Genomic DNA, 25,905 nt, shown 5'->3' on the forward strand with positions numbered 1-25,905 from the left:
AGAGGCGCGATGCCCGGCGCGAGACAAACAGGGAGCTTTTGATGAGCATTCGTCACATCTGCCTCACCTCCGCGCTGGCGCTGGCCGCCGGCGGGGCGTGGGCCGAGAATTTTAACCGCATCGCCTCGTTTCCGGTCGTGGACAACATGGCCGAGGGCGAAGACCGCAACCGGGAAACCTCGCCGGAGATCATCGCGACCTCTGCCGATGGCATGACGCTGATTTATACCGACAGCCCCTTGGGCGTGGTGGGTCTGATCGACCTGACCGATCCGGCGGCCCCTGCCCCCGGTGGCAAGATCGACGTGGGCGGCGAGCCGACCTCCGTGGTCGTCGCGGGCGGCATGGCCTATGCGGGGGTCAACACCTCCCCCAGCTTTACCGAGCCCTCGGGCAAGATCGTGGCGATCGACCTCGCCACCGGCGAGATTGCCGAAGCCTGTGAGCTTGGCGGTCAGCCCGACAGCGTGGCGGCGGCGAAGGACGGCAGCTTTTTGTCGATCGCCATCGAAAATGAGCGCGACGAGGATCTGGGCGATGGACGCGTGGGCCAGATGCCCGCGGGTTTCCTTGTCATGGTCGATCTGGAGGACGGCCTTGCCTGCGACACGCTGCGCACGGTTGACCTGACCGGGTTGGCGGAGGTTGGCGCAGAGGACCCCGAGCCGGAGTTCGTCGACATCAACGCGCTTGGCGAAACCATTGTGACCTTGCAGGAAAACAACCACCTCGTGGTGGTGGACCGGGCGGGCAACGTGCAGCACCACTTCTCCGCCGGGGCGGTGGACCTGACCGGGATCGACACGCAGGACGACCGTGGATCGCTGCTGTTCACCGACAGCCAGATGGGGCGCAAGCGCGAACCCGATGCGGTCAAATGGATCGACGACGCGCATTTCGCCACCGCGAATGAAGGCGACATGGACGGCGGATCGCGCGGCTGGACGATCTTCAACAAGGACGGCAGCGTCGTCTATGAGAGCGGCGCAAGCTTTGAGCATGCGCTGATCGAGATCGGCCACTATCCGGACAAGCGATCCGATGCGAAGGGCGTGGAGCCTGAAAGCATCGAGTTCGCCGAATTTGACGGCGTGCCGATGGTTTTCGTCGGGTCAGAGCGCGGCTCGGCCGTGGGGGTCTATGACGTGACCGATCTGGCAAACCCCGTGCTGCGCCAGATCCTGCCCTCGGGCATCGGGCCAGAAGGCTATGCCGCGATCCCGTCGCGGGGCCTGTTGGTGTCGGCCAACGAAACCGACCTCATCGAGGATGGCGGCGTGCGCGCGCATGTCATGGTCTATGCCTATCAGGATGCCGATGCGGCCTATCCGACGCTGACCTCCGCCGGTTCGGAAGAACTGATCGGGTGGGGTGCGATCTCCGGCATGGTCGCCGGTGATGGGGACACGGTCTATGCGGTCAACGACAGCTTTTACGGCTATCAGCCCACGATCTTTACCATCGACGTGAGCGCGACCCCTGCCCGTATCACCCATGCGACCCCGATCACGCGCGGGGGCCGTGTGGCACAGAAGCTCGACCTTGAGGGAATCACGCGCGATGGCGAGGGCGGGTTCTGGCTCGCCTCCGAAGGGCGGACCGACCGGATGATCCCGCACGGCCTGTATCATGTGAACGCCAAGGGTGAGATCCTGGAAGAAATCGCGCTTCCCACCGAATTGCTCGCGGTGGAGAAACGTTTCGGCTTCGAGGGCGTGACCAAGATCGGCACCACGCTCTGGATGGCGGTGCAGCGCGAGTGGGCGGACGATCCCGCGAACCGGGTGAAACTCATTTCCTACGACCTCGAAACCGAGGAATGGGGCGCGGTGCATTACCCCAAGGCGGCCTCGGACGAGGGCTGGGTCGGGCTGTCGGAGATCACGGCCCATGGCAACAACGTCTATGTGGTGGAGCGCGACAACCAGATCGGCGCCGCGGCGAAGATCAAGAAACTCTACCGGATTCCGCTCGACACCATGACCCCCGCACCGCTTGGCTCTGAGTTGCCCATGGTGGAGAAGGAAGAGGTGCGCGACCTGATCCCCGACCTCGCCAACTATGGCGGCTATATCGTGGACAAGGTCGAGGGACTTGCGATTTTCGAGGACGGACGCGCCTTTGTCAGCACCGACAATGACGGTGTCGATGACAGTTCTGGCGAGACGTTCTTCTGGCAGATCGACAACCTCTGATCCGCGCCATAGCCCCGCCCGCAGCCAATGCGGGCGGGGCTTTTTCGTGCCCGAAGACAGCGCGCGGCTCCGCCGAGGCGGGCCAGTCGGCTCCGCCGGGCCTAGCGATAGCGCCAGAAGTCGGCCTTTTCCTCGATCCGAGGTGGCAAGCCGATGTCCCGCCGCAAATGGTTGCTCAAGTTCGAGACGGGGGCACGGCTACGCTTGAGGCTCGCGAAAATGGCGGTGCGCAGAATGGTCCATGCACCATATTCAACAACGAGTTGCTCGACGAAAAGAGACAAGGCTCTGCTTTGCGGCGCAGCAGGAGAGTGCGTCATGGGGATACCGTCCGGTGCCAATGGCCCGGTCCTATGTGATAAGTCATGAAAATGCGCGGAATGCGACCCCGGGTGCCAAAGGCACACAGATTATGTCAGTCCGAACTTGAGGGGGTTTTGGGGCGGATCAGCCTTGGAGGCGTCGCCATTTAGTCCCACGGACGGAGCCGAAATCAGGGCGATATGTACAAACATGCAGTGTCGTCATGAAGCGCCCTCCTTCGACTGGCGTTGCGGGATGGGCGCAATCTGCTCCGATTCCAGCATTTCGCAAAGTCAGGATTGCCGCACCCTTCAGAAACGAAAAAGTAGTTGCCTAAATGCAACAAACCCTCCCCAGCGGTGCTGGAGAGGGCAGAATCAGGATATGGGGACGGGATCAGTTGACCTTGTCGGCCTCTACCACGTCCTTTTTCGCTTCGATCGTCTCGCCGCGGGCGATTTCGATCCGGCGGGGTTTGAGAGCTTCGGGAACTTCGCGCACCATGTCGATGTGCAGCATTCCGTCCGCGTGGCTCGCGCCCTCAATTCGGACATGATCGGCCAGGGTGAACCGGCGCTCGAACGCGCGGGTTGCGATGCCGCGGTGCAGGTAGGTACGGTTTTCATCGTCCTCGGCCTTGCGTCCGGATACGACGATCGCGTTTTCCTTCACCTCGACCGACAGGTCCTCGTCGGAAAATCCGGCGACGGCGAGAGAGATGCGGTAAGCATCCTCGGCGGTCTTTTCGATGTTGTATGGGGGGTAGGTCGGCTGGGCCACGTCGTTGGCCAGCGCCCTGTTCATCATGTCGGCAATCTGATCAAAGCCGACGGTTGCACGATAAAGCGGTGCAAGATCGAATGTACGCATGGGTCATCCTCCATTGAGCGACAACTGATGTAACGCCGTCCATCTCGGACCGGCGCGGTCGTTTGCGGGGCCCGTTTGGCACCCCGGTGCTGATAATTTGGGAAAGCGCGGCGCAGGTTTCAAGGCCCCGCGCCGCCGTTTTCAGCGCAGAATCGGGACCGTCGGCGCGGCCTTTCGCTCAGCGCTCATTGCGGGGGGCTTTGGTCCGCCCGTCGCCCAATCGAGCAGTTCGACGGTATGCACGATGGGGATTTCCGTGGCGCCACCGATCTGCATCATGCAGCCGATATTGCCCGCCGCGATGACGTCGGGGCGGCGCGCTTCGAGGGTGCGCACCTTGCGGTCGCGCAGCTTGGCGGAAATCTCTGGCTGCATCAGGTTGTAGGTGCCTGCCGAACCACAACACAGATGACTGTCCGCCGGTTCCACGACCCGAAAACCCACACGTTTGAGCAGGTCCTTGGGGTATGTCTTGATCTTCTGCCCGTGCTGCAAGGAACAGGCCGCATGGTAGGCGACGGTAAGCCCCTGCCCTTCGGCGGGCGGGGCGGTTTGCGGCGCCTCTGGCCCATCCGTTCCGGCGACGCCGAAGCGCGCGGGATTGTCCAACTCGTGGGTCGCCCCGTCCGGCAACAGATCAATCAGCAGCTCGGAGACGTCTCTGGCGATCCCGCTCACACGCGCGGCGTCCGCGGCGAGGGGCTCGTTGCGGAACATATGCCCGTAGTCCTTGACGGTGGTGCCGCAGCCGGAGGTGTTGATGACGATGGCGTCCAGCCCGTCGCCGTCCATCTCCGCCACCCATGAACGGATGTTCTTTGCCGCCGTCGCATGGCTCTCGTCGGTCTTGCCCATATGATGCGTTAGCGCGCCGCAGCAGCCCTGCCCCTTGGGGATCACCACCTCACAGCCCAACCGCCGCAGCAGCCGGATCGTCGCGTCGTTGATATCCGTATTGAGCGCCCGCTGCGCGCACCCCGTCATGAGCGCCACGCGTTTTATGCGCGGTCCGGAGGGGGCGAAGCTTTGAGGGTCGTCGTTGCGCGACACCGGCGGGATACGCTTGGGTGCCATGTCGAGCATCGCCCGAAGCCGCGCGTCGGGAACCAGATTTCTGAACGGCCGCCCGATCTTGGCCGCCAGAAGGGCCACCCGGAACCGCCCCGGATAGGGCAGGATCCGCGCCAGAACCCAGCGCAGGGCACGGTCGGAAAGGGGGCGCTGGTAGTGCTTCTCGATATAATCTCGGGCGTGATCGACGAGGTGCATGTAGTGCACCCCCGACGGGCAGGTCGACATGCAGGCGAGACAGGACAGGCATCGGTCGATGTGCTTGACGGTGGTCACATCGGGGACACGCTCATTCTCCAGCATATCCTTGATGAGATAGATCCGGCCCCGGGGGCTGTCGAGTTCGTCGCCGAGCACCTGATAGGTCGGACATGTGGCGGTGCAGAACCCGCAATGCACGCAGGCCCGCAGGATCTCGTTGGAACGGGCGATGCCGGGATCGGCAAGCTGCGCTTCGGTAAACTTGGTTTGCATGCCCTACCCCATAAGGCCCGGATTGAAGATCCCCTTGGGATCGAATTTGGCGCGCAAGCCCGCGGTGAGGGCGGCGATGGGGGCGGGTTCCGGGTGAAACCGCTGACCGCTGCCCCGGACGAGGGTGGCGTGACCGCCGAAATCCCCCAGCCGGGCACGCGCGTCCGCCCCCTCCGGCAGCAGCGCCCAAATGAGCCCACCACCCCAGTCGTACAGCAGACCCGCCGCGTCGAGCCGAGACGCGATCTGCGGCCCCTCGGTGGGCTTGCAGGAAATACGCCAGACGTCGCCCGCCGTGTCGTGAAACGGCGCCACATCGCGGACCCATCTCCAGATCGATGCGGTTTCTTCGGGGTCCCGCAGGATCTCGACCTCACCAAAGGGGGCGAGCACGCCCTGCAATTTCCCAGTGCGATAGCTCATCTGCTCGGCGAAGCCTTCGATCCGCAACCACGTCTCGGGCTCCCCGCCCGGCCCCTGCGGCGCATGCGCGGCACCCGTCACTTCGAAGGGCGAGGTCAGCCCCGCAGAAAGCGCGCGGACCGCGTCGGCATCGCTCAGCCCGCGCAGCCGCAAAACAGCCGTTTCCGCAGGCGCGGGCAGGACCTTGAGCGCCACTTCCGTCAAGACGCCGAGTGTTCCGTAGCTGCCGCCCATCAATTTCACGAGGTCATAGCCGGTGACGTTTTTCATCACGCGGCCCCCGTTCTTGATCACCTGCCCGGTGCCATCGACGAAACGCACGCCCAGCATGAAATCGCGGCATGCGCCGGCATTGATGCGGCGAGGACCGGATATGTTACCAGCGCAAACTCCGCCGATGGTCGGGGTGCCTCCGCCCCCGATCAGACCGCGATGATCCATCGGCTCGAAAGCGAGCCGCTGCCCCTCGGCGGCAAGTGCTGTCTCCACCTCGGCGACGGGTGTTCCGGCACGCACGACAAGCGTCAGGGCACCCGGCTCATATAGCTCGATCCCGGCAAGCCCCCCGGTTTCCAGAGGCGTGCCCGCCCCGCCCATGCCACGTGTCCCGCCGCCGACAATCCGCAGTGGTTCCGTCGCCGCGCGAACAACCTCGGCCAGGTCCTGCTCTGTTTCCGGTCTTGCCATGATCCGTCTCTTTCCACCTGCCCCGTTGCCCGAGGGTTTGCCTCTGCCGCGCTTGCGACGTCGCTATTCCGCCGCCACGGCACGCCGCGTTTCGGACACTGCAAGCGGAAACACCTTTGCCGGGTTCAACAGCCAAGCAGGATCGAACACATCCTTGACCGCCATTTGCGCCAGAAGGTCCGCCGCCTCGTATTGCACCAGCATCAGATCGCGCTTTTCAATTCCGACGCCGTGCTCCCCGGTGAGACAGCCGCCAAGCTCGACGCAGAGGCGCAGGATATCCGCACCGAACGCTTCGCACTTTTCGAGATCGCCGGGGGTGTTGGCGTTGTAAAGAATGAGGGGGTGCAAGTTGCCGTCGCCCGCGTGAAAGACATTGGCCACATCAAGGCCATATTGCTTCGACAGAGCCTCCATTCCGCGCAGCACTTCGGGCAGGGCCGACACCGGGATCGTGCCATCCAGACACATGTAGTCGTTGATGTTGCCCATCGCGCCAAAGGCGGATTTCCGACCCAGCCAGATACGCGCGGCCTCATCCGCGTCCTGCGCCTCGCGCAGCTCCACCGGGTCATGCTTGCGCGCGATCTCCTTGATCATCCCGAGCTGGACGTCGATCTCCTCCGGGGAGCCCTCCACCTCGATGATCAAGAGCGCTTCGCAAAGGGGATATCCCGCCCCGGCAAAATCCTCGGTCGCCTCGATACAGGGTCTGTCCATGTACTCGATCGCGACCGGAAGGACCCCGGCCTTGATGATATCCGACACACATTGCCCCGCCACCTCGGCGGAGTCGTATCCGACGAGGATGGGCCGGGCGCCTTCGGGTTTGGGCAAGATACGAAGGGTGGCTTCGGTCACCACCCCAAGCTGCCCTTCAGACCCGCAGATCACGCCCAACAGGTCCAACCCGCCAGCATCGAGATGCGCGCCCCCGATCTCGACGATGGTGCCGTCCATCATGACAAGGGTAACACCCATCAGGTTGTTGGTCGTCACCCCGTATTTCAGACAATGCGCCCCGCCGGAATTCATCGCGATATTGCCCGCGATGGCGCAGGCAAGTTGGCTTGATGGATCGGGGGCATAGAAGAACCCATCCTCCTCCACCGCGCCCGAAACGGAAAGGTTGGTACGTCCCGTCTGCACCCGGATGACGCGATTGTCATAGTCGGTTTCGAGCACGTCATTCATGCGCGACACGCCAAGGATGACGCTGTCTGCCGTGGGCAGCGATCCGCCTGCCAGCGAGGTTCCCGCCGCGCGGGGCACCACCGGCACCCCCTCCTCGTGACAGATCCGGAGGACCGCGGAGACTTCGGCCGTACTGCCCGGCAGCACGGCGATCATCGGTGGGCAGGCATAGGCCGAGAGCGCATCGCATTCGTAAGCGCGCGTTTCCGCCTCATCATGGATCACCGCATCGGGAGGCAGCACCTCTGATAGGCGCTGTACCATCCGCGCCTTGCGGGCGAGGATCGCGGGATTGGGTGCCGGCATGTCCATCAGGTGCCTCCTCCTGCATCTGGTAAAGAAATATAACCAATTTGACCGGCTGACAAGCCCCTTGCCGGACAGCTAAGAGTACGCATGACTTTTCTGGACCGCATCGGCCTGTTCGGGCCTCTCGATTTCGGCGCACTCGGTTTGCTGCTCACTGCTTTGATCGCGGTCGGTCTTCTGATCGAAAATCCCCCCTCTTCGCGACCCTCCGTATCCGCGCTCATGGCCGACGTGCGCCGCGAATGGATGCATCAGATGACACTACGCGAGGCGCGGATCTTTGATGCGCAGATGCTCTCGACCCTTCGGCAGGGGACCGGCTTCTTTGCCTCCGCATCCCTCATTACCATCGGCGGGGTGCTGGCCGCCCTTGGAAACACCGAGCAACTCATCGGCGTGGCAGAGGATTTTACCCTTGATGCCGCGCCCGCGATTGTCTGGGAGGCCAAGCTGCTGGTAACGCTTCTCCTCCTGACCAACGCGTTTCTCAAGCTCGTCTGGTCGCACCGGCTTTTCGGCTATTGCTCGGCGCTTATGGGTGCCGTGCCGAATGATCCGAAGGATCCCTTGACCAAGCGCCGTTCCTCCCAAGCGGCGGAGATCAACATCACGGCGGCGCGGGGGTTCAACCGCGGCCTGCGCGCGCTCTACTTCTCCCTCGCATCGACGGCATGGCTGCTCAGCGCCGAGGCGTTGATCATCGCGACCTTGGTCACGGTGGCGATCCTTGCGCGGCGGGAATTTGCCTCCCGCTCGCGCCTCGTGCTGCTCGAAGGGATCGGCACGGAAAAGTGAGGCGACAGGTTCGCCCTGCCAGCCTACCATTCTGACCATGCGATACCCCCTTGCCTTGGCACTGCTCTATCTGGCCGCCACCCTGCCCCACACCGCTTTGGCGGATCCGCCGGAAATTCGCGCTGCGATGGCGACGCGAACGGGGGATACATGGCGCATCGACGTGACCATCGCCCATCCCGATACAGGATGGGATCACTACGCGGATGGGTGGGAGGTGATTGCCCCCACTGGTGAAGGGATCGGGTTTCGCGAATTGCTACATCCTCATGTCAACGAACAGCCCTTCACCAGAAGCTTGCAGGTGAGTGTGCCCGAGGGAGTAGGCAGCCTTTTTATCCGTGCGCGATGTTTGCAGGACGGGTGGGGTGAGACGAAGGTGCCTCTCGCCCTCGAATGATCAGCTGCGGCCTTCGCGAAGCCATGCACCGATGATCAACCCCGAAGCGATAAGCAGCACGAGCCACGGCGGCAGAAGCGCCGCTTGAGTCACATCCTCCGTCACGTAGGCACCGCGCGGCGTCAGCCCCAACCAGCCGCGCCCGGCCGCTGGCCGCCCCGGCCGCACGTCGCGCAGCGTCGGCAGGCCCTCTTCGATGCTGCGAATACCGCCCCGCGTGCGCTCAATCGCGGGGGCCAGAATTTCTCCGGTGGCGATGGTCTGCTCGAATTCGCGCGGAGCGGCCGGACCAAGCCCGATCACGGCGTCCTTGTCGCCCTCCTCAAGGCGATAAAGCCCGATCTGCGGCCCGTCATAGAGCGCCTCGTACCGCCCCGGAGAGACTTCTTCCAGCGTCACCGCGACTTCCTCACCTGAGGGCGTGGTCACGGTTACATCGCCAACCTCTCCTTCGAGGGATCGGCGAATGATACGCATCTGTTGGCCCGTCGCCTCAGCCCAGAGGGCCTCTTCCTCCAGCTCCGGCTCTTTCATCATCCAGTGCGAAAGGCGGCGCAGAAGCTCAAGCTGCGGGCCGCCGCCCTCAAAGCCACGATTCCAAAGCCATGCGTGGTCGGAGGCCAAAAGCGCGACGCGTCCTTCGCCGACCCTGTCAAGGACCAGCAAGGGTCGATCATCCACCCCAGACATCACAACGTTTCCAGAATCGGGCGTGACATCGATATGGCGCATCCAGCGGCCCCATTCGGGGTCTTCCTCGGATGACAGCCCCTCTGTTACCGGGTGCTTCTGGCCCAGATCGGTGATGCGCGGCTTGAAACCCTCCTCAAGCACGCGTGCGGTTGGCGCGGCGGGCAAGACCCGATCGAGCGGGGAGCGGTAGAGGCTGTCGGCGCTGGCGTAGTCCGGACCGGCGGCCACAAGAACCGCACCGCCCTCCTCGACATAGTTCGACACGTTGTCGAGGTAGATCGAGGGGAGAATTCCCCGGCGCTTGTACCGGTCAAAGATGATCAGATCGAAGTCGTCGATCTTTTCGAGAAACAACTCGCGCGTGGGAAAGGCGATGAGAGACAACTCATCAACAGGCACGCCGTCCTGTTTCTCTGGCGGGCGCAGAATCGTGAAATGCACCAGATCCACCGAGCTGTCGGATTTCAAAAGGTTGCGCCACGTACGCTCGCCGGGATGCGGCTCCCCCGACACCAACAGGACGCGCAGCCGGTCGCGCACGCCGTTGATCTGGATCACCGCTTCGTTATTGCGGTCGGTCAGCTCTCCCGCTGCAGCCGGAACACGGAAGTGCAGCACGTTGCGCCCCCCATGGGGTAGCGTGACAGGCACGTCGACAGGTTCACCGACCGGGACTTCGAAGCTTTGCGGCGGAGCGCCATCGATGCTGATTTCCAGCGGGGCCGTTGCGGCCTCCGGTGCCGCGCCCATATCCTCGACCCGAAGCGTCAAGGTTACCGGTTCCCCGAGGATCGCGAAGGCCGGTGCGTTTCCGACCACCAATCGCCGATCCCAGTCATCCGCGCGGCCCGTCGCCAGAAGGTGCATGGGCGCGGGCAGATCGGGGGCCAGTTCCATATCATGAATCCGTCCGTCTGACACCAGCAGAACACCGGCGATGCGGGCCAGCGGCTCTTCGGCGAACGCCTCTGCCAACGCTGTCATCGCCCGCGTGCCTGTGTCCCCCTCGCCGTCGGGAATGACGATCCGGCGTAGTTCGGTATTCGGGCGCGCCTCGATACGAGCGGCCATTTCCGTGGTGGCGGCGTCCGTCGCGGCGGCGCGGTCCGCCAGCCCCTGACTGGCGCTTCGGTCCTCCAGCAGGATCACGATATCTGAAAGCGCCCGACGTTCTTCGGACTGGAGCGAGGGGTTGAGCAAGGCACCAAGCACGAAGGCCCCTGCCAACCCGCGAAGCCACCACCCCGAAAGCCCGCGCCAGACGGCAAGTCCGGTCACCAACACAACCATCGCGCCGATAATCCAGATCAAGGACAAAGGCAAAAGTGGGTCCAGCAGAATTTCCCGGGTCATTGGCCGAGCCTGTCTAGCAGTGCGGGGACGTGCACCTGATCGGATTTGTAGTTGCCTGTCAGCACATGCATGATGAGGTTCACTCCAAACCGATAGGCCACCTCCCTCTGGCGCTCTCCCGCATAGCCGCGTCCCACGGGATAGAGAGGCACGCCATTTTCGTCGGTCGCCCACGCGGCCGCCCAATCGTTACCGCCAATGATGACGGGCGTGACGTTGTCGTTGAGATTGCGGAACGGCATGCCTTCGATCAGTTCCGCGTCCTGGGGGGCGGCCTCGACCCAGACATCGCGTGAATTATGGCGACCGGGAAAATCTTGGAGCAGGTAGAAGGTACGGGTCAGCACATGATCATCCGGAAGCAACTCCAATGGCGGAATATCGAGCGGCGCGGCGATACGCTGAAGGCGCCGACTTTCGGGGCTGCCGCCGCCAAAGCCGGAAACATCGGCATCCCGCGTGTCAAAGAGGATGAGGCCGCCGGTTCTCAGATAATCGTTCAACTTGGCATAGGCGATGTCCGACGGGATCGGCTGATCCGCCGAAATCGGCCAGTACAGAAAGGGAAACAGCGACAGTTCGTCGGTTTCCAGATCGACCCCCATGGGCGCGTCAGGCTCCACCGAGGTGCGGAAGAACAGCACGTCAGAGAGACCGGCCAACCCCTGTTCGGCCATGCGGTCCAGCCGTTCGTCGCCCGTGAGCACATGCGCGAGCACCACCCCGGCACTGGCCTGAAGAGCGAAATCGTCGGAGCCTTGCGCCTCGGGCAGCCCCGGAAGGGCAAGCGCGACGCCGACGAGCGCAGCGCGAACAAGCCGCCCGGACAGGCCCAGCGATGCCACGATATCCACGCTCAGAAGGGCCAGCGCCAACGCAAGTAGCCAGCCCTGCAACGGTGTCTCTTCGGCGGTGTCCAGCCCGTCGACTCGCACGTCATCGGGCCAACCTGCGGGAACAAGGAGGGTGCCGTCGTCCATCACATTGCGCGCAAGTCGCCGAGATTCCCCCTCATAAAGGCCGGGCGGCAGGGCCCGCCCCAATGTGCCCGAGACGAGATCGGGGCCGGGCACGCCGGCCATGGTGCCGGCATCACGCAGATCACCAAACCCGTCCAAGACCTGTATCGGCTTCCAGACGGTGCCTTCGAGTTCCTCGGCAGTCGGTCGTGCCCCGGATGCTGTGACGGAAAGCCTCTCCAACATCTGTACGAAAAGCCCCGAAAGCGGCAAGGTCGACCAATCGGCGTTGGCGGTAACGTGGAACAGCACGATCTGACCGCCACCCATTCGCTTGCGCGTCACGAGCGGTGTGCCGTCCGTCAATTGGGCAACGACGCGGTCGGCAAGTGTCGGGTCGGGCTGGGCCATGACCTGGGAGGTCACGGTAACATCATCGGGCACGGCCAACCCGTGGAAGGGGCTCTCTTCGGCAAAGGGCGCGAGTGTCTTTGGCTCCCCCCAACTCATCGCCCCGCCGACGCTCCGCCCCCCGGCGCGGAGGCGTACCGGCATGAGCGTGTCTTCCTCGGTGCGGCTAAGATCGCTCGCGGCGACGCGAGGTCCGGCAAAGCGCAGGAGCATTCCGCCCGCTTCGACCCACTCGACAATGGCGGCCTCTTCTGCGGGAGCAAGCGTCGCGACATCGGCAAGGACGATCACGTCCGGATTGGCCGGTATCACATCCAGCAGCGCCCCATCCAGAATCTCCGCAGTCGGTTCAAGCGCTTGCTGCAGATAGTGGAGCGGGGACAGCAACGTAAGCCCTTCGCGATCCTCTCGCCCGGCAAACAGCGCGATTTCCCGGCGTTGCAAGCTATCATCGGTAAGGGCGACAGCGCCGGCGGAACGCCCGCCCGCCAACTCAAACCGGGTGATGCGCGCGCGCAGCTCGGCGGGAAGCGACAAGGCAAGTTCGCTTTGCAGTTCCCCTTCGGCGAAGGCGAAATGCTCAGCCACGAGAATACGCTCAATCCCTACCGGGTCACGCCCGAAACCCTGCACCTGCATGGTCTCTGCTCCGCTGCCCTCGCTTCGCCGGGCCCGAAGCGTCAGGACTCCGTCCGCATAGGTCGCGGGAACAAGCCCCTGCGCGCTGATCGGGGTTTGAAAAATGCGAACGTCGCCCGCGTCTCGAAGCGCACTGAGGATCTGCTCGCGGCCTTCGTAATCCAGGCCGTCCGACATCCAATACGTGTCAAAGGCGCCAGCCGCTGAAATCTCCTCAATCGCGCGGGCAACCTCATCCGGCCCAGGGCTCCACGGTTCCGGCACCAGGCCCGGAAGCCGGGTGAGCGCAACATCCGCCGATTGAAACGCGATGGTGGCGGGATCGGTGATCCGCAAGGTGGCGAGCGGCCTGCCCGCCTGCCCCGCCTCTTCGATGAGAGCGCGCATCCGCTCCGCGCGGCGCGGGAATTGTGGTGCTCCGGCCCAACCGGAATCAGCAAGGATCAACACCGGCCCGCTTCCCGATACGCGATCCTGCGGGTTCAGGACCGGTCCTGCCAATCCGATGATCACCGCCGCCACCGCCAACACGCGCAACAGCAGGAGCCACCAAGGGGTTCTGTCGGATGTACTCTCCTCATCAGTCAGGCCCAGCAAGAGGGCCACACCCGGAAACCGCCGCCGGATGGGCGCCGGGGGAACGGCGCGCAGGATCAGCCAAAGTATTGGCAGAGCGACCAACCCAAGCAGTAACCAGGGCGCGGCAAATCCTATGGGTCCGAGGGCGAACATCAGGCCTGACCCGCCAGCGCGTGCCAGAGCCAGAGCAAGGCCGCCTGGGTGCTGTCGCCGGTGTGATGCGTGCCGAATTGCCATCCGGTCGTCCGCGCGAGGCGGTCAAGGGCATCCTTTCGTTCGGCAAGACGACCCAGATACCGGTCCTTCAATTCGTTCGCCTTGAGCGTTTCGTGCCGCAAGGACCCGCCCACGCTCTCAAAAATCGTACGGCCGGAAAAGGGAAACGCTTCCTCGGCCGGATCGAGGACTTGCAGGATCACGCCCCGCACACCACGGTCCGCCGCCTTGTAGAGAGCGGCCTCAACAGGTGGAAAATCCCCCATGAAATCCGACATGAAAAGCGCTCGCGCATGGGGCAGCATTCCGCGCGCTTCGGGAATGCCGTAGTCGGCCTCCTCATCCCGTGTGAAAGCGTCGGCCATGCGCAGAATCTGGGCCTCACCGCGCCGGGGCGGCAAACCGCTGCCCGACAGGCCCACACGTTCCCCGCCACGGACCAGCAGGATCGAAGTGGCCAGCGCCAGCACACGTGCGCGCGCGGCCTTCTCCGGCAGGTTATTGTTCGACGCGAACCGCATGCTCGCGGCCTGATCGAGCCAAATCATTACCGATTGCGCAACCTGCCATTCCCGCTCTCGCACGAATTGATCGTCGCCCCGCGCCGACCGACGCCAGTCGATCATGCGTGCCTCGTCCCCGGAGCGGACGGGACGGTATTGCCAGAAATCGTCGCCAAGACCTGCGCGCCGCCTGCCGTGCTCCCCAAGAAGAACCGTACCCGCCAGATGCTCAGCCTCTGCGAGAAGCGCCGGAAGGGGGGCTGCGGCGTCTTCTGAGCGAGCGCGGAGATCGGCGGCAAGGCTCACGCAGCAGCCTCGACGCGCGTCACGCTTTCACTCACCTTGGCAATCACATTCGAGAGCGTCTCCCCTCGTGCCCGCGCGGCAAAGCTCAGTGCCATGCGATGCGACAGGACGGCGGGGGCCATGTCGGCCACGTCGTCAATCGAAGGGGCAAGCCGCCCGTCGAGCAAGGCCTTGGCCCGCACGGTCAGCATCAGGGCTTGGGCCGCGCGTGGCCCGGGGCCCCATGCGACGGTCTCCCGGACAATGTCGGCGGCCTCCGGCTCTCCGGGACGGAAGGCGCGGACAAGATCAAGGATCGCTTCGACCACGCTCTCGCCCACCGGCATCCGCCGCAGCAAATTCTGGGCCGACATGAGTTCGGCCGCGCTGAACACCTGACGCGATTGGGCCTCTTCTACGCCAGTTGTGGCGACGAGGATGTCGCGCTCGGTATCCCGCGTGGGATAGACCACCTCGATCTGCACCAGAAACCGGTCGAGTTGCGCTTCGGGGAGCGGATAGGTGCCCTCCTGCTCGATGGGGTTCTGCGTGGCCAACACGTGGAATGGCGCCCCGAGGGGCCGGTCCTGCCCCGCGACGGTGACCACCTTTTCCTGCATCGCCTGCAAAAGTGCTGATTGTGTCCGGGGCGAAGCGCGGTTGATCTCGTCGGCCATGAGGAGCTGACAGAAGATCGGACCCTCTATGAACTTGAACATGCGCGTGCCATCCGCGCCCGTCTCGAGGATCTCGGAGCCGAGGATGTCGGCAGGCATGAGATCCGGCGTGAACTGAATGCGATTGCCATCAAGTCCCATGACCGTGCTAAGCGTATCGACAAGCCGCGTCTTGCCCAGCCCCGGCAGACCGATCAGAAGCCCGTGGCCCCCGCACAGCAAAGCTGCAAGGGTCAGGTCCACGACCCTCTCCTGCCCAATGAACCGGCGGTTGATGGAAGCCTTGGCCTCGGCGAGCTTTTCGCCCAGAGATTCGATCCCAGCTACAAGATCGGCAGAGTCGCTCATGACATTTCTCCTTGGGCGCATATGTTGGTAGAAATGTATCGCCTAAAATCGAAATAGCAAAATCCATGTCGCCACAAAAAACCGTGACCTCTCTCCCGGAGCAGTTTGCAGCCGCGGCGCGCGCCGCTGGCAAGGCCAAAGGATTGCCGCCGGTGCACAAATGGAATCCGCCATTCTGCGGGGATCTGGACATGCGCATCGCCCGTGACGGGACGTGGTTCTATCTCGGAACGCCAATCGGTCGTCCGGAACTTGTTCGGCTTTTCAGTACGATCCTGCGGCGGGACGGAGACAGGTACTTCCTTGTGACTCCTGCGGAAAAGGTCGGGATCACTGTCGACGATGCCCCTTTCGTTGCGGTCGATTTCAGCGTCGAGGGAGAGGGTCCGATGCAGGAGATCACCTTTACCACCAACCTCGGCGACAGCACCATGGCGAGCCCCGACAATCCAATTCGGGTCGTGCGTGATGCAGAAACCGGCGAACCTTCGCCTTATGTCCACGTCCGCGCAGGGCTTGAGGCGCTGATCGACCGCAAAAGCTTCTACAGGCTGGTGGATCTTGGCACGCGCGAGGACGTCAATGGGGCCATATGGTTTGGCTTGCGATCCGGGGGGGCGTTCTTCCCGATGATTCCCGACAAGGACTTGCCCGACTGATGCCGCGGTATGCTGCAAATTTAAGCATGCTTTTTACAGAGCACCCTCTTGCGGGTCGTCCCCGTGCGGCGGCGCATGCAGGGTTTCACAACATCGAAGTGCTGTTTCCCTATGCGCTCACCATCGGCGAATGGTCCATGCTGCTTAAAGACAACGATCTCAACCTCGTCCTGATCAACACGCCAGTCGAAGATTGGGAAGAAGGTGGACGTGGCCTCGCCGCTGTTCCGGGTGCCAGCGCTGAGTTTCGCCGCAGCTTTGAACAATCCGCACGCTATGCAGAAGCACTGGACGTGCCGCGTATTCATGTGATGACCGGCATCGCCGAAGGGGCGCGGGCCAAGGAAACCTTACTCGAAAACCTCGCGTGGGCGGCAGATCAGGCACCGAACCGTGTTCTGATGCTGGAGCCGCTCAACCCCCTCGATATGCCCGGCTACTACCTGAACGGGTTCGACCTCGCCTGCGAGGTTCTCGACACGCTTGGCCGCGCGAACCTCTCTTTGCAATTCGATCTCTGGCACGCCTTTCGGCTCGGCCACGATCCTGTCACCCTCTTCGAGACGCTGCACGCCCGCGTAGGTCACATACAAATCGCCGGCATCCCCAAGCGTGGCGATCCAATGAGCGGCACGTTCGATATGGTTGCATTTCTCGGGCAACTGGAACGGTTGAACTATCGGGGGATCGTGAGCGGTGAATACACGCCGCAGGGACGGACCGAAGATGGCTTGGCCTGGGCCGGTCTTTAATGCCCCACGACCCGAGCGTCGGCACACACATCAGGGGCGGTCTCAAGTTCCAGAACGCTATGAGTGATGCCGTGGCGCTCCTCCAGTATCGCACGCAAGTCGCGCTTCATGCTATGCGCGCCCTCCGGGCTCGACGTCACGACGTGGGCCTGTAACGATATGTCCTTCTCACCCATATGCCACAGATGGACGTGGTGCAGGCTTTCGACCCCATTCACTGCCTCCAGATCGGCAATCACATCGGCGAGGTCTACATCCTCCGGCGCGGCGAGCATCAGCACCCGGATGACCGGTTTTAGCCCCATGGCAGCATGCCAGAGGATATAGCCCGAAATCCCAAGCGTCACGAGCGGATCCACCAATCGCCAATCATAGAGCAGCACCGCGATACCCGATACAATCACCGCGACGGACGCCATGGCATCGGTGAGATTGTGCAGGAAGGCCGCGCGCATGTTCATGCTCGATTTCGACATCCCGAAAATCAGCAAGGCCGTGACCGCGTCGACGATCAGAGCGATGCCTGCCACGATCACGACGGTCCACCCCTCCACCTCTGACGGTGACAGGAGGCGCTGGACGCCCTCTGCCATCAGGTAGAGCGCAATGACGATCAGGGTGGTATAGTTCACCAGCGCCGCGACGACCTCCGCCCGGCCATAGCCAAAGGTCATATCGGCATTCGCCGGTCGCCGCGAGATACGCCGCGCAAAGAAGGCGATGACCAGCGACAGGGCATCGGAAAGATTGTGAATCGCGTCGGCAATGAGCGCAAGAGACCCCGCGAAGACACCGCCGATGATCTGCGCCACGGTGAGAGCGAGGTTGACGAGGATCGCAAGCGCAACACGGCGGTCGCCCGCTTCTTCTATGTGATCATGAGAATGGTCGTGCGGCATACCGAAGACATGGGGCGCTCCGCGCAGGTTGGCAAGTTGAGTCGAAGCTTTCCGCGCCAAGGGGGCAGTCCTGTGCCTATTCGGTGCTCAGCGCAGGAATTTGGTCACGGAAACCGAGCGTGTCGGCTTGCCGCCAAACTAGCCCTCGACAATACTCAAGCAGGACTCGTAGTTCGTCGCAGTGCGTGATGGTCCGGAACACAGGTTGCCCATGAACTCTTCGATCTCTGCCCGATCTTCGACGCCGGCGAGGCGGCTTGAGTGGATCGATGCGACCAAGGGCGCGATGATAATTCTTGTTGTGGTCGGCCATACTTGGCGGGGACTTTGGGGCGCGAACCTTCTGTCCCCCAATCTGTTCGCCGCAGTCGATATGCGGATCTATGCCTTCCACATGCCGGTTTTCTTTGCGGTATCCGGCTGGTTCTTCCTCGCCTCACTATCGAGAATGTCCGTAGCAGAATTCCTTCAGTGAAGGCTGCTGCGCCTTTTCTGGCCCATGAGACTCTGGACGTACATTTTCCTTGGCGTGAAGTATCTGGGAGGACAGGCTGCCAATACACCCGTGCGAGGGGCCGACCTCTTCATCCTGCCGATCCCGGGTGTCTTGCACCTTTGGTTTTTGTGAGCGCTCTTCGTGTTGAGTGTCGCCTTTGCGCTGCTCAAGCCCTTTACGCGGGGCGGCAAGGTTCCCGCATCGGTCCTGGCCGGAGCGGGTGTTGTGGTCACGTTGCTACAGTTCATTCGCATGCCAACAGGGCTGGAAGAATGGTTTGTGCCGGCGATTGCATGCGCACCCTACTTTTGGATCGGCGTAGCGCTCGGGCAGACGGACATCCTTGCCCGTTTGTCCAATTCAGCGCGGGCCGCCGCAGGCTTCGTTTTCTGCGTCCTTCTCGCGATCTGGCCTGTCATCGATGACTACGGCGTTGGCACCTTGGGATCGGTCATCCTGACACTTTGTGTACTGGCTGTGTTCTCAGGCATAGCGGAGATGGAGCGGACCCCAGTGATAAACGGGCTCTCCATTCTCGGTGCGGCCTCGATGGCGATCTATGTCGCCCACACAATCATCTCCGCCGCTGTGCGGGAGGCGCTTCTGGCATTCGGAATCGATCGTTTGCCCCCGCAACTCATCCTGGGGGTCGCTATCGGGATACTAGGGCCGCTGGCGCTCGTATGGGTTGCCAACCGGACGCGAACCACGCGGCTTCTCGGCCTCTAGAGCGCACTGCAACGGGTTTGCCTCAGTGCGCCTCAGCCCAGTTCGCGCCCTGACCTGCGTCAACGATGATCGGTACATCGAGCTTGACGACCGGCTCGGCCGCGCCCTCCATAACTTCCCGCGCGCGGGAGATGAGATCTTCGGCGGCGCCCTCGTCCACTTCGAAAAGAAGTTCGTCGTGGACCTGCAACAGCATCGTGGCAGGCAGACCCTCAATGGCGCGTTCCATCCGGATCATGGCGCGGCGGATGATATCGGCGGCCGTGCCTTGGATCGGGGCATTGATTGCCGCGCGTTGAGCGAAACCAGCACGAGGGCCGCGGGCGTTTATCTCGGGGGTGTGGATGCGGCGGCCAAAGAGGGTTTCGACGTAGTCATGCTCCTTGGCGAAGCTCTTGGTCGCGTCCATGTAATCGCGGATGCCGGGGAAGCGCTCAAAGTAACGGTCGATGAAACCCTTGGCCTCTTCGCGCGGGATACGCAGGTTGCGAGCAAGTCCAAAGGCGGAGATGCCATAGATCACGCCGAAGTTGATCGCCTTTGCCTGACGGCGGATATCCGGCGTCATCTCTTCAAGGGGCACGTTGAACATCTCAGACGCTGTCGCGGCGTGAATGTCCTGCCCCTCACGGAAGGCTTCCTTGAGCGCGTCGATATCCGCGATATGGGCGAGGATGCGCAGTTCGATCTGGGAGTAGTCGAGCGACACAAGGGTCTTGCCCGGCTCTGCGACAAAGGCTTCGCGGATGCGGCGGCCTTCCTCTGTGCGGATCGGGATGTTCTGCAGGTTGGGATCGGTAGATGCGAGCCGGCCCGTGCTGGCCCCGGCGATGGAATAGCAAGTATGCACCCGGCCGGTCTCGGGGTGGATATGGGTCTGGAGCGCGTCGGTATAGGTGCTTTTCAGCTTGGAAATCTGGCGCCAGTCCAGCACCCGGCCCGGCAGGTCGTGAAGCGTGGCGAGGTCTTCGAGCACATCGGCACCGGTGGCATAGGCGCCGGTCTTGCCGCGCTTGCCGCCCTCGAGGCCCATCTCGTCAAAAAGGATTTCGCCGAGTTGTTTGGGGGAACCGACGTTGAACTTGCGGCCGGCAAGCTCATGGATCTCCTCCTCAAGTTGCGCCATCTTCTGGGCGAAAGCGCCGGACATGCGGCTGAGCGTGTCGCGGTCTACCTTGACGCCCGCACGCTCCATCCGGGTGAGGACCGGCACCATGGGGCGCTCCAGCCGCTCGTAGACGCGGGTGACCTGCGCGCGGTGAAGCTGCGGCTTGAAAAGCTGCCACAGGCGCAGCGTGATATCGGCATCCTCGGCGGCGTATCTGACGGCCTCGTCGATCGGCACACGGTCGAAGGTGATGGCGGATTTGCCACTTCCCAAAAGGGGTTTGATCGGGATCGGCGTATGGCCGAGATAGCGCTCTGAGAGGATGTCCATCCCGTGACCATGAAGGCCCGCGTGCATGGCATAGGACATGAGCATGGTATCGTCGATCGGGGCCACATCGATGTTCAACCGGGCAAAGATCTTGGCGTCATACTTCATGTTCTGGCCGATCTTGAGGATCGCTTCGTCCTCAAGGATGGGCTTGAGGATCTCCAGCGCTTGGTCAAAGCCCATCTGCCCCTCGGCACGAGCATCGTCACCAAAGAGATCGTCGGCAGCGCCCGCGCGGTGCGCCAGCGGGATGTAGCAGGCCTGTCCCGGCTCGACGCAAAGGGAGATGCCGACCAATTCGGCGGTCATGTCGTTGAGGCCGGTCGTCTCGGTATCGACGGCCACATAGCCGCGCTCAAGGATCTGGTCGATCCATGGGGCGAGATCATCGGCGCTGCGCACGCATGCGTAGGTCTCGGGCTCGAAGGGGATATCGGCGGGGCTCGGGCCATCCTCAACGACGGGTTTCGGCTCTTCGATGACTGGCGCTTCAGCGCCGAACCTATCGGCCACGCGCTTGGTCAGGGTACGGAATTCCATCTCTGCGAGGAAGGGCATCAGCACATCTGGGTCCGGGTCTTGAACCTCCAGATCGTCGATGGTGAAATCCAGCGGCGTGTTTTCGTCGAGCAGGACCAGCCGCTTGGACATCTCGATCTGTTCACGCTTCTCGATGAGAGTTTGCCGGCGCTTGGGCTGCTTTATCTCTTCCGCGCGGTCCAGAAGCTCCTCCAGCGAGCCGAACTCATTGATCAAAAGTGCCGCCGTCTTGATCCCGATGCCGGGGGCGCCGGGCACATTGTCGACCGAGTCGCCGGCCAAGGCCTGCACATCCACCACACGCTCGGGATAAACGCCGAACTTCTCAAAGACGCCCTCACGGTCGATGCGGCGGTTCTTCATAGCATCAAGCATCTCCACCCCGTCGCCGACGAGTTGCATGAGGTCCTTGTCGGAAGAGATGATCGTGACATTGCCTCCCGCCTCGCGGGCCTGCCGGGCCAACGTCGCAATCATATCGTCAGCCTCGTACCCAGCGAGTTCCTTGCAGGCGATGTTGAACGCCTCGGTGGCGCGGCGGGTCAACGGGATTTGCGGGCGAAGATCTTCCGGCATCGCATCCCGGTTGGCCTTGTACTGGTCATACAGATCGTTGCGGAACGTGTGGGAGCCCTTGTCGAAGATAACGGCGACATGGGTCGGCGCGTCGGGGCCGGCGTTGTCCTCCACGTAACGGAAGATCATGTTGCAAAAGCCCGCGACCGCCCCGATGGGAAGCCCGTCGGACTTGCGCGTGAGCGGCGGCAGCGCGTGATAGGCGCGGAAGATGAAGGCCGATCCGTCGATCAGATGCAGGTGACAGCCTTTGCCGAATGCCATGGTTTCTCTCCGCTTGGGTCCGGCGCGGTATTGCCACGAAGCGCGCCCGGCTTCCAGCCCTCAGCAGGACAGTGGCGCGCGCTCGTTCCGTTCGAGGTCGACAAGTTCGTCCAAGGTATGTTTGCTCACCCGGCCCAGAGCCGCGGTACGTCCGACCACAAGCGCTGGCGTTCCGACAAACCCGAAAAGGTCGGCCAGCGCTCGGGTAGTGGCGAGTCGCCGATCTACCTCCGGGCGCTGCATATCTGAGAGAAGGCGCGCCGTGTCGATCCCCGCGTCCTCGGCGAGTTTCAGCAGATAGGCCCGTGTCGGCACAACGGGAGACCCCATGAGCCGATGGTGGAAGGCCGAGTGCGCGCCTTGAAACCCCGCAGCGATGGCGGCGCGCGCCGCAAGCTCGGACGGTGGGCCATAGATCGGCAGTTCGTGAAAACTCACCGTCGCGCCATCAACCTCTCGCAATAGCGGGGAAATTTCGCGACAGATTGAGCAGCGCACGTCGGAGAAATACGCGAGTGGGACTTTTGCTCGACCCGCCGGGAAGAGCGCCGCGCAAAGATCGGGGATTTCCGGCCTGAGGGGTGCTGCCTCAAGCCCCGTGAACAGGGCCGCTCCCGCCGAGATTGCCCCGCCCGGTATTCGGCGAAACCCCGGAACACCAGGGATCGGCTCCAACTCAAGTGGGGGCCGTAATGCCCACCGCAGCGCACCCGCCCCGCCATAGGCGCCGGCGACAAGCCCGCTGAAGACACCAAGGTTCAGAAAGGTACGGCGATTCAGACCTTACCCTCGAATTCCTTGTGGATCAGTCTGGCATCGCAATAGGGACACTCTACATAGCCCGTCTCATGCGGAATCTGGAGCCAGACGCGCGGATGCCCCAAGGCCCCTTCCCCTCCGTCACAGGCCACGCGCCATGTGTCCACGATACGGGTCTCAGGGGGTGGGGTCGTCATGGGGTCATTTCCTTTGCGGCGTTACTCCACTAGATCGGGTTATGCGCGATCACGGAATGAGGGACAAGACACAGTGGCCGGGAATGCGATTGAAATTGAAGGTCTGACCAAGACATACGCGGGCCAGAAGGGCGAAGCGCCCAAACAAGCATTGCGCGGGGTGGATCTTTCTATTCCTGCCGGTTCGGTCTTTGGCCTTCTGGGGCCGAATGGCGCGGGCAAGTCCACGTTGATCAACATCCTTGCCGGTTTGGTCAGGAAAACCGATGGGCGCGTGACGATCTGGGGGTTCGATCAGGACGTAAACCCACGCCAATCGCGCGCCGCGATCGGCGTGATGCCCCAAGAGCTCAACCTCGATCCGTTCTTTGCGCCCCGCGCGGCGCTGGAGGTGCAGGCAGGGCTCTATGGCGTGCCCAAGACGGAACGACGCAGCGATGAGATTCTTCGCATGGTTGGCCTTGAGGACAAGGCGAACGCCTATGCGCGCACCCTGTCGGGAGGCATGCGGCGGCGTCTCCTGCTTGGAAAAGCGCTTGTGCATAATCCGCAAGTCCTCGTGCTCGATGAGCCGACCGCGGGGGTCGACATCGAATTGCGGCAGATGCTGTGGGAGAATGTGCGTCGCCTGAATCGCGAACGCGGCATGACGATCATCCTGACAACACACTATCTCGAAGAGGCCGAGGAAATGTGTGATGAGATCGCGATCATCAACCACGGCGAAGTGGTTGCCCGCGACAGCACCGCGAACCTGCTGGGCGCGCTTGATGCAAAGACGATGGTGATCCAACCCGAAGGAGGGGTTTCCCGCTTGCCCGAGGGCTTGGGGCTGGAGGTCGAGCGGCGCGAAGGCGGCGCCATCGCCATTTCCTATCACTCGCAAGCCACGCCGGCAGAGGCCGTGCTGCAATCAGTGCGCGATGCGGGGATTCGAATCGATGACGTTCGGACCGAACAGGCGGATCTAGAAGATGTTTTCCTCGCTCTGACCCGGTCGCGCTAAGGGTTTCGTCACGGTTTGCTGCCATGGATGAATCCCAATTACGCGGATGAGGGCCGATGCGACCATTCTATCTCCATATCGGCACGCATATGGCCGGGACCGCAGGGCTGCACGGATGGCTGCACGATGCCGCACCGCGTCTTGCGGCCAAGGGCACGGGGCTTTTCATCGAAGGCCCTGCCGCCTCCGCCGGAACGCTTCCGCTTGCAAACGCAGTGCTGCGCCCCAGCCTTCGCACGCCTGCGCGCATGGCTGGACGAACCAAACCGCCGGGTCTTTGGGGGCGGCTGAAAGTGCTGGCCCGGCTCCGGGGCCTCTGCGCCAATCCAGACATCAAACGCTTTGTGGCAAGCGCAGAGTCGCTCTGTTTTGCCCGTGAAGATGTAGAGGCCGAACGCCTCCGCTGGTTTTTCAAGGTTGCGGATGTACAGATTGTTCCCGTCGTCTGCTTTCGCAACGAAATGCATTGGCGCGCCATGTGGGAACGCGAACTCCTGAAACATGGCAGTCACTGGCGATACGGCCTTGGCATGGATGATATCCGTGAAGACTGGGTATTTGATCGCGAGGAAATCGTGCGTTTCTGGCGTCGCTTCGGCTCTGTCCGGGTGGTTGATTACGACCGGGAAATTGAAGAGCGCGGAACAGTCCTCCCTGCTCTGCTCAATGCCGTCGGGGTAATGACCGAAGCCGACCAAGGTCGCATGTACTTGGATCGAAGCGCCTGACCACCTTTTTGCAAAGGTTCCTTTGACGAAGCCGCTGCAAGGCTTATTCTCGTTGCACGACCCCGGTGCAAGGAGCCCGACCATGCCCAACTTCAACAAAATGTTCGAACTCGACTTAGAGGATATCCGGCTGATCGAAACCGCCCTTCGGCATGCTGCGTCATCCGAGCGGGAAGACGGCATCGATCCCAAGGCAGCGCAATCCCTGCTTGGCCGGTTACACAACCAGAAAATCTTTTATCGACCGAAATCCGGGGTCTATATCTCCGGATAAAGGATCAGAGCCCGGCGTCAGCCTCGATCGCCTTGCGCGACTTTCGCGCGCGTTCGGTTGCGGACTTGAGCTGCCCGCAGGCCGCCATGATGTCTTCTCCGCGTGGCCTGCGAATGGGGGAGGCATATCCGGCGTGATAGATGATGTCGGCGAATGCCTTGATGCGATCCTGATCGGAGCGAACATAAGGGGCGCCGGGCCATTCGTTGAATGGGATGAGGTTGATCTTGGCCGGAATGCCCTTGATCAGGCTGACCAGCCGACGCGCATCAGCATCGCTGTCGTTCACATCCTTGAGCATGACATACTCAAAGGTGATCCGCTCGGAGTTGCTCAGGCGCGGATACTCCCGAAGCGCATTCAGCAAGGCTTCGATGTTCCATTTCTTGTTGATCGGCACGAGCTTGTCGCGCACTTCGTCCGTCGTGGCGTGGAAACTCACGGCCAGAAGGCACCCGATCTCCTCTGCGGTCTTGGCAATTTCGGGCACAACCCCGGAGGTAGACAGCGTGATGCGGCGGCGGGAAAGGCTGATCCCCTCCCTATCCATGGCGATTTTCATCGCGTCGCGCACGTTGTCGAAATTATAGAGAGGCTCCCCCATGCCCATCAGGACGATATTGGAGAGAAGACGCGTTTCATCCTTGGGCGCGCCGGGCTCTGGCCACTCCCCAAGATCGTCACGGGCCATCATGACTTGACCCACGATCTCGCCGGCTGAGAGGTTGCGCACCAGTTTCTGCGTACCGGTATGGCAAAAGGAACAGGTCAGCGTGCAGCCCACCTGCGATGAGATACAAAGCGTACCGCGATCCGTCTCGGGGATATAAACCACCTCGACCTCATGCCCCCCCGCAATCCGGACGAGATATTTCCGCGTGCCATCATTGCTGACCTGACGGGAAACCATTTCGGGGATCTCGATGACGAAGTTCTCCGCCAGTTGCGCGCGAAACCCCTTGGCGAGATTGGTCATGGCGTCAAAATCGCGTACGCCCCACTGATAGATCCATTGCCAAACCTGATTGACCCGCATCTTGACCTGTTTCTCGGTCACGCCAATCTCCAGCAGCGCATCCCGAAGCTGGGGCCGGGTCAGACCCACAAGATTGCGCCGCCCGCCCTCTGGGGACTTGCGGGGAATGGTCAGGACATCCTGCGTGATGGGGGCGCTGGCGGTCATGTCGGTCCTCCGGGACGGCGT

At 62.6% G+C, this 25,905-nt stretch carries 24 protein-coding genes; 10 read left to right on the top strand and 14 right to left on the bottom strand.

Annotated features, from left to right (window positions below):
• Positions 1–41: 41 nt before the first annotated feature.
• On the top strand, positions 42–2,195 hold the full coding sequence (locus BM234_RS06145) for an esterase-like activity of phytase family protein (RefSeq protein WP_092061880.1): 2,154 nt from the start codon (positions 42–44) through the stop codon (positions 2,193–2,195).
• 101 nt (positions 2,196–2,296) lie between these two features.
• Here BM234_RS06145 and BM234_RS06150 read toward each other — a convergent pair whose 3' ends face one another.
• From BM234_RS06150 to BM234_RS06170, 5 genes are all read right to left on the bottom strand, one after another.
• Entirely contained in the window at positions 2,297–2,536 is a 240-nt protein-coding gene (locus BM234_RS06150; RefSeq protein ID WP_175501212.1) for a hypothetical protein, read from the bottom strand.
• A 358-nt stretch (positions 2,537–2,894) separates the two neighbouring features.
• The gene (locus BM234_RS06155) at positions 2,895–3,368 is read right to left on the bottom strand and encodes an Hsp20 family protein (RefSeq protein WP_092061886.1); all 474 of its coding nucleotides are present in this window, start codon (positions 3,366–3,368) and stop codon (positions 2,895–2,897) included.
• Between the two features lie 141 nt (positions 3,369–3,509).
• Complete coding sequence (glcF, locus tag BM234_RS06160; protein ID WP_092061889.1) at positions 3,510–4,913, bottom strand: glycolate oxidase subunit GlcF; 1,404 nt, start codon at positions 4,911–4,913, stop codon at positions 3,510–3,512.
• A 3-nt stretch (positions 4,914–4,916) separates the two neighbouring features.
• Positions 4,917–6,023, bottom strand: coding sequence for an FAD-binding protein (locus BM234_RS06165; protein ID WP_092061891.1), 1,107 nt, complete (start codon positions 6,021–6,023; stop codon positions 4,917–4,919).
• A gap of 63 nt (positions 6,024–6,086) precedes the next feature.
• Positions 6,087–7,529 (bottom strand): FAD-linked oxidase C-terminal domain-containing protein, encoded by a 1,443-nt coding sequence (locus BM234_RS06170; protein ID WP_092061894.1) that lies wholly within the window; start codon positions 7,527–7,529, stop codon positions 6,087–6,089.
• Between the two features lie 84 nt (positions 7,530–7,613).
• Between BM234_RS06170 and BM234_RS06175 the strand changes: the two genes are divergently transcribed.
• Together BM234_RS06175 and BM234_RS06180 are read left to right on the top strand one after the other, a co-directional pair.
• Positions 7,614–8,321, top strand: a complete 708-nt coding sequence (locus tag BM234_RS06175; RefSeq protein ID WP_092061897.1) for a DUF599 domain-containing protein — start codon at positions 7,614–7,616, stop codon at positions 8,319–8,321.
• A gap of 37 nt (positions 8,322–8,358) precedes the next feature.
• A complete protein-coding gene (locus tag BM234_RS06180) occupies positions 8,359–8,721 on the top strand; it encodes a hypothetical protein (protein ID WP_092061900.1) in 363 nt (120 codons plus the stop codon).
• On the opposite strand, the gene BM234_RS06185 is transcribed toward BM234_RS06180, so the two are convergent.
• From BM234_RS06185 to BM234_RS06200, 4 genes are read right to left on the bottom strand one after another with little or no spacing between them, the layout of a single operon-like run.
• Positions 8,722–10,767, bottom strand: a complete 2,046-nt coding sequence (locus tag BM234_RS06185) for a glutamine amidotransferase (protein ID WP_092061903.1) — start codon at positions 10,765–10,767, stop codon at positions 8,722–8,724.
• Positions 10,764–13,508 (bottom strand): DUF4159 domain-containing protein, encoded by a 2,745-nt coding sequence (locus BM234_RS06190; RefSeq protein WP_092061906.1) that lies wholly within the window; start codon positions 13,506–13,508, stop codon positions 10,764–10,766. The genes BM234_RS06185 and BM234_RS06190 overlap by 4 nt, the downstream gene beginning before the upstream one ends.
• On the bottom strand, positions 13,508–14,380 hold the full coding sequence (locus BM234_RS06195) for a DUF58 domain-containing protein (RefSeq protein WP_092061909.1): 873 nt from the start codon (positions 14,378–14,380) through the stop codon (positions 13,508–13,510). Before BM234_RS06195 ends, BM234_RS06190 begins: the two co-directional genes overlap by 1 nt.
• Positions 14,377–15,384, bottom strand: coding sequence for an AAA family ATPase (locus BM234_RS06200; RefSeq protein WP_092061912.1), 1,008 nt, complete (start codon positions 15,382–15,384; stop codon positions 14,377–14,379). The genes BM234_RS06195 and BM234_RS06200 overlap by 4 nt, the downstream gene beginning before the upstream one ends.
• Before the next feature lie 65 nt (positions 15,385–15,449).
• Between BM234_RS06200 and BM234_RS06205 the strand changes: the two genes are divergently transcribed.
• Positions 15,450–16,043, top strand: a complete 594-nt coding sequence (locus BM234_RS06205) for a DUF1285 domain-containing protein (protein WP_092061915.1) — start codon at positions 15,450–15,452, stop codon at positions 16,041–16,043.
• 26 nt (positions 16,044–16,069) lie between these two features.
• Positions 16,070–16,795, top strand: a complete 726-nt coding sequence (locus tag BM234_RS06210; RefSeq protein WP_245752530.1) for a hydroxypyruvate isomerase family protein — start codon at positions 16,070–16,072, stop codon at positions 16,793–16,795.
• On the opposite strand, the gene BM234_RS06215 is transcribed toward BM234_RS06210, so the two are convergent.
• Positions 16,792–17,694, bottom strand: a complete 903-nt coding sequence (locus BM234_RS06215) for a cation diffusion facilitator family transporter (RefSeq protein ID WP_092063227.1) — start codon at positions 17,692–17,694, stop codon at positions 16,792–16,794. The genes BM234_RS06210 and BM234_RS06215 overlap by 4 nt on opposite strands.
• Positions 17,695–17,905: 211 nt before the next feature.
• Between BM234_RS06215 and BM234_RS06220 the strand changes: the two genes are divergently transcribed.
• Together BM234_RS06220 and BM234_RS06225 are read left to right on the top strand one after the other, a co-directional pair.
• Positions 17,906–18,169, top strand: a complete 264-nt coding sequence (locus BM234_RS06220; protein ID WP_092061921.1) for an acyltransferase family protein — start codon at positions 17,906–17,908, stop codon at positions 18,167–18,169.
• A 162-nt stretch (positions 18,170–18,331) separates the two neighbouring features.
• Positions 18,332–18,919, top strand: a complete 588-nt coding sequence (locus BM234_RS06225; RefSeq protein WP_092061924.1) for an acyltransferase family protein — start codon at positions 18,332–18,334, stop codon at positions 18,917–18,919.
• Between the two features lie 22 nt (positions 18,920–18,941).
• On the opposite strand, the gene polA is transcribed toward BM234_RS06225, so the two are convergent.
• The 3 genes from polA to BM234_RS06240 form a co-directional block, all read right to left on the bottom strand.
• Entirely contained in the window at positions 18,942–21,737 is a 2,796-nt protein-coding gene (gene polA / locus BM234_RS06230) for a DNA polymerase I (protein WP_092061927.1), read from the bottom strand.
• 60 nt (positions 21,738–21,797) lie between these two features.
• Entirely contained in the window at positions 21,798–22,175 is a 378-nt protein-coding gene (locus tag BM234_RS17830; protein ID WP_425439227.1) for a DsbA family protein, read from the bottom strand.
• Between the two features lie 338 nt (positions 22,176–22,513).
• The gene (locus BM234_RS06240) at positions 22,514–22,693 is read right to left on the bottom strand and encodes a zinc-finger domain-containing protein (protein WP_092061933.1); all 180 of its coding nucleotides are present in this window, start codon (positions 22,691–22,693) and stop codon (positions 22,514–22,516) included.
• 73 nt (positions 22,694–22,766) lie between these two features.
• Between BM234_RS06240 and BM234_RS06245 the strand changes: the two genes are divergently transcribed.
• The 3 genes from BM234_RS06245 (at position 22,767) to BM234_RS06255 (ending at position 24,701) form a co-directional block, all read left to right on the top strand.
• Positions 22,767–23,699: an ABC transporter ATP-binding protein gene (locus tag BM234_RS06245; RefSeq protein WP_092061936.1), complete on the top strand. Its 933-nt coding sequence runs from the start codon at positions 22,767–22,769 to the stop codon at positions 23,697–23,699.
• A gap of 56 nt (positions 23,700–23,755) precedes the next feature.
• The gene (locus tag BM234_RS06250; protein WP_092061939.1) at positions 23,756–24,427 is read left to right on the top strand and encodes a hypothetical protein; all 672 of its coding nucleotides are present in this window, start codon (positions 23,756–23,758) and stop codon (positions 24,425–24,427) included.
• Positions 24,428–24,509: 82 nt separating this feature from the next.
• A complete protein-coding gene (locus BM234_RS06255; RefSeq protein WP_092061942.1) occupies positions 24,510–24,701 on the top strand; it encodes a hypothetical protein in 192 nt (63 codons plus the stop codon).
• A gap of 4 nt (positions 24,702–24,705) precedes the next feature.
• Here the strand turns inward: BM234_RS06255 and rlmN are convergent, their stop codons facing one another.
• Entirely contained in the window at positions 24,706–25,884 is a 1,179-nt protein-coding gene (gene rlmN / locus BM234_RS06260) for a dual-specificity RNA methyltransferase RlmN (protein ID WP_092061945.1), read from the bottom strand.
• Positions 25,885–25,905: the final 21 nt, after the last annotated feature.

The organism is Poseidonocella pacifica, from assembly GCF_900111875.1.
Lineage (GTDB): Bacteria > Pseudomonadota > Alphaproteobacteria > Rhodobacterales > Rhodobacteraceae > Poseidonocella > Poseidonocella pacifica.